The following is a 1,039-nucleotide window of genomic DNA, read 5'->3' on the forward strand; positions in this document are numbered from 1 at the left end:
TCTCCTAAAGAATATTTGAAAAAAATTTCATAATAGACAAGATAAATGTGTCCACATTATTGACATAAGTACAATCAGGAGTTATGACAAATAATAATATAATAACTGTTGGTAAATCAGATGTAGCAGCCAAAGAATTTTCAGTGGGAATGGCAACAGAAACAGGAAAGATCATAAATGCTAACGGTGCGGTAATAACTGTAGGAAAAGAAGCCGGAGTGGGAATGTTTGCCAGCGGAGTGGAAGTAAAACACCCGGACGGGACAACAACTTACGGACCGTCAGGAACAGCTGAAAACTATGGAACTATAGATGTAACAGGGCTAAAAGCATACGGGATGCTGGGCACAAACGGGGCAACTGTATATAACGGAGTAACAGGTATAATAAATGTAGATGGTACAGGAGCAAAAGGAATAATCGGAACAAATGAAGCTAAAATTATAAATGACGGAATAATAAACGTAAATGGAACTGGTACACAGGGAGTATATATTGAAAAAGGCGCTACACTTACAAATACTGGTCAGATAAATGTAAATGGAGACGGGAAAATCGGAGTATTTGTAGGGATGGGAAGTTCGTTTGTGAATACTGCCGGAATTACAATAAGTTCAGGCGGAACTGTAGTATTCGACGGAGGCGGAACACTTGCCAATATCGGGGACATAGTTATAGACGGACCTAATGCCACAATAAACGGTATTACAATAAATAATACAGGAAAAATAGAAATAACAGGATCACTGGACTTTACAGGAAATATTATTTTACAGACTGTGGCAGGAGCAGCGGGAACTATAAATGTAGGCGGACTTTCGGGAACAGGTCATATTATACTGAGTCCTGATGCTGCACTTGGTAATAATTATGATATGCATCACGTACAGCTGCTGGGAGGAATCAGCAATCCTGAAACTGAAACAATAAGAGTAACATCACAATCAGTATCTTTCCTTGCGGAAAAGTATTTTGACAAAGACCTGAACAGTTATGTTCTTACACTTACAAGAATACCTTATGCACAAATGCTTAAAAA

The 1,039-nt window shown here is 38.4% G+C and carries 1 protein-coding gene; it reads left to right on the forward strand.

Annotation, left to right across the window (positions count from 1 at the left end; genetic code table 11):
- Positions 1-83: 83 nt before the first annotated feature.
- Positions 84-1,039: hypothetical protein (locus tag NK213_RS20180; protein WP_371926480.1), on the forward strand; the 956-nt coding region annotated here is incomplete at its 3' end.

Origin of the sequence: Sebaldella sp. S0638, assembly GCF_024158605.1 — a bacterium.
Classification (GTDB): Bacteria; Fusobacteriota; Fusobacteriia; order Fusobacteriales; family Leptotrichiaceae; genus Sebaldella.